The organism is Mucilaginibacter sp., assembly GCF_036383575.1.
Classification (GTDB): domain Bacteria; phylum Bacteroidota; class Bacteroidia; order Sphingobacteriales; family Sphingobacteriaceae; genus Mucilaginibacter.
Genome location: NZ_DASVOB010000136.1, coordinates 1 through 3,402, shown reverse-complemented (window position 1 = coordinate 3,402; position 3,402 = coordinate 1). Strand labels below are relative to the sequence as shown.

Annotated in this window: 2 protein-coding genes and 1 pseudogene; all 3 read right to left on the bottom strand. The window is 46.4% G+C overall.

The window, feature by feature from the left end:
• A pseudogene (locus VF500_RS04940) lies at positions 1 to 249 on the bottom strand (arabinosidase); the annotation flags it as partial.
• A complete protein-coding gene (locus VF500_RS04935) occupies positions 250 to 1,635 on the bottom strand; it encodes a glycoside hydrolase family 140 protein (RefSeq protein WP_330858612.1) in 1,386 nt (461 codons plus the stop codon).
• 308 nt (positions 1,636 to 1,943) lie between these two features.
• The coding region (locus tag VF500_RS04930) for a DUF6298 domain-containing protein (protein ID WP_330858611.1) at positions 1,944 to 3,402 on the bottom strand (1,459 nt) is incomplete at its 5' end.

Genomic DNA, 3,402 nt, shown 5'->3' with positions numbered 1-3,402 from the left:
ATGATATGTACCATCAGGTCCTTGAGCAATGGATGGGTCGCGCATTATCTTTGCATCGCCAACTTCGGGTTTAATGAAAATATGATCGATGGCATTCCAGTGATAAGCATCATTGCTATACAAAAAGCGCAACCCCTCATTTGCCGGTTCATGAAACGACGTAAAAAGGTACACGCTTTTGCTGGCTCTGCATGAAAACATCAACGCAATAGCTAATAATAGGGTGATATGTTTAATAGTCCTGTTCACTTATATCGCATCAATAATGAGCACCCAGTCGTTACCGTTTGATACCTTGCCGGGCGGTTTAAATTTGATTGTTTTAGCTTTCGCGAAAATTCCGATAGCCGTAGTTTGCCCGTTGCGCGGGTTATACCATGATGCTTTCAGCTTTGCGCCTTCCAATTTATCTGCATTGACGTTGATCTCACGACCGGTGTAGGTATACACAAATGCATAATTTTCACCACGGGTAGCTATCAGCCTGTTATATTTCTCGCCATTGTTACCTGCAATTAATGATTGGTCAGGCACACGATCCAAATACGGGCGCGACAACATCAGTTTCTTCAAATAAACCATCTGTTTAGCACCGGGATCATTAACCGAATTATACCAGTAGCCTTTTGAGCCATAAGCACTGCCTTTATCTGTCGGCTTGTGCATTTGCATCACATCATTATCGCCATAAGTATACCCACAAGCACCTGCAAAAACCGACCAGTAGCCATAGCGTCTTACATCGGCGGCAGTCCAGCGGGGTAGTTTGATATTATGTAATCCGTAAGGGATTTTTTCGTAAGATGGCTCGGCGTCAAGCGTTGGTTTTATGGGAGATAGGTTGTAATCGGTTTCCACATAGCGCCAATTGTCTTCGCCATACTTCAGATCCTTTTTTGAGGTATCCTGCGCATAGGTGCGATGGCCCGACTGAAAGCAATTAAAATCTAACCAGCTTTCATTATGAAACCATTTTGATGATTGTGTGCGGCCTCGCGGGTGATAGGTAATGAGGTGTGTTCCGTCCACATCATGCAGCGTGTTACCAATAGTATTCCAGGTTTTTAATGAATCCGAACCTGCAATGTCGCCGCCGTTCATCCAGATCACATTTGGACGATCGCGGTATCTTTTCGCTAAAAATTCGGCGTACACTTTCGCTTTTTCCGCACCGATATGGCTTTCTTTTACAACCGATCCCCAAACAGGCACGAGCGCCACGTACAATCCTTTTTCGGCAGCTTTGGTAATGATCCAGTCGATATGATCCCAATAATCATACTCATTTCCTTTGCCAAAAGTATTGCCGGGAGTTGTTTTAGGTTGAGCGATATTCTTGTTGCTCAGGGCCGAATCGCCATAAGCGTTGGTTTCTTTAATGCTATGTACCACCATCACCTGGATCACATTAAAACCCTGCTTGCTGCGGATATCGAGGTATTGCTCGGCTTCTTCCCTTTTCAGTTTGGAGAACAGCAGCCAGCCGGTATCGCCAAGCCAAAAAAATGGCTTATCGCCTGCCATGAAATAGCGGTGGTTGTTGGATATGCTTAAATGGGGCATGGCTGTTTCATTGCTTTTGAATGCAAAAAACAAACAGGCAATGGCAATTAGTATGGTAGATTTTTTAAGCATAATTATAATCTTTTCAGCTCCCCTCCTGAGAAGGGGCGCGATGGATTGTGTGATGGCAGGGGTGTGTTTCGTCCGCGTTCATTGTCGCTTTGTTAACACACTCCTCCACCCTTCTCAAGAGGGGAATCGCGCAAGCCCCTCCTCTTGATTTTTCAGTTCCCCTCTTGAGAGGGGGCGCGATGGTTTGTGTGATGGCAGGGGTGTGTTTCGTCCGCGTTTATTATCGCTTTGCTAAACACACCCTCCGCCCCTCTCGAGAGGGGAATCGCGCAAGCCCTCTTTTTATTTTTTATATATTTCTTCCAATTTCAATTCCGGCTCAGCCACAAAATAGCAACGCCGCTTCCTTGTCCTTTAATTTCTGTATTAGCAGCACCTTTTACCGTTTCTGTACCGGGTAAAAGCTCACCCGTTTTAGGGTCTATCCATTGTGCTTTGTAGCTGATACCAGTTGATAGATCAAGGTGGATCCCACCGCCGTTGCTGTAAACTATGTATCCTTTTGATGAAGCCAAACCCCATTGATCTTTAGGTGAGCCAGGCAGATCAACCGGTTTCATGCCGCTTGCATCGGTCAGGAAAGCTTTATTGATGGTGGCAGGCAGCACGGGTAATGATCCCCCGGCTATGAATACCGCCCAGCCAAAATGGTCGTAATCATCGGCAGAAAACAACACCGCTTTATCAGGGTATTTGGTGCGATACTCATGTACTGCATGGTAAACCTGTTCAAATGAAGCCGCCTTTGGTTTAAAGATGCGTGCTTGCTGGCGCGGGGCCAGGCTTTGGCCACCGATTGGTTCATAAGCCGTTCCGTTGGCCTGGTAGTACCAGTAACGGATATCTATTACGTTAATAACTGAAGCCGTTGCCGGATTAGCAAGAATGGCATCCTGCACGTCTTTAGTAGCGCTCAGGGCTATAATTTGTTTCCTTTTATGGGTGGTTTCCCACTGTTTAATAGTTTCAACCCAAAACTTCATAAAGTGCAGCGGACCGGTAAATTCTGCCCCTATCTGCTGGATCACCCCGGTATTATCAGCGAAGTTGTCCATACATTTATTGATGTAGGCAATGTGAAGCTTGCGCCTTGCCGGGTCGGTTTCGTCATAAAACTGCTCGGCCATAAACTGCCGTTTGTCGCCGGCGTAAGGTACAGGCTCGGGGAAACCCGTACCGTTGATATTGTTTGCTGTGCGCCACGGAAAATCGGCGTAATGCGCACCTGCTTCAATAATGTTATGTTGAAAATAGTTTTGGTGGACCAGCACCAGGCCTTTCTGATCGGCCAGATCGGCAAACTGTTTCAGGCGGTTCCAGTACCAGGTGTTATATTTGGTCAAATCATATTTGCTCAAACCATCGTAAGCCAATTCTTTCCCGCTGCGGGCAAAAGGCAACTCATAAAATGGGGCCCAAACATCGCCATCGATCCTGCGGATGCGTTCGTGGTCATCTCGACGTCGATCATACCATAAACCATAGTTATGTTCAAATACTACGATATTATCTTTCCGCATCCAATCGGTTACGGAGTTCAGATCATCAGTTAAGCCGGTACCGGTTTGGCCGGGTACCCAGCGTGAGATGGCCGGTTTAGCTTCCTTTTCGGTATAATCGGGATGTACGGTGCCGCTCCACCATGGGGTTTCAAAATGTCTGCCTGTTAATACCACATTGCCACGAGTTAACCAGCCGTTGGTAACGACCATCTTGGGAGCTAATGCCGCAATTGCAGCATTTTTATATCCTATTTCATCAATAGTT

Bases quoted from the DNA above. Each gene is read 5' to 3' on its own strand.
- VF500_RS04935 (WP_330858612.1), bottom strand. From the start codon at position 1,635: ATGCTTAAAAAATCTACCATACTAATTGCCATTGCCTGTTTGTTTTTT.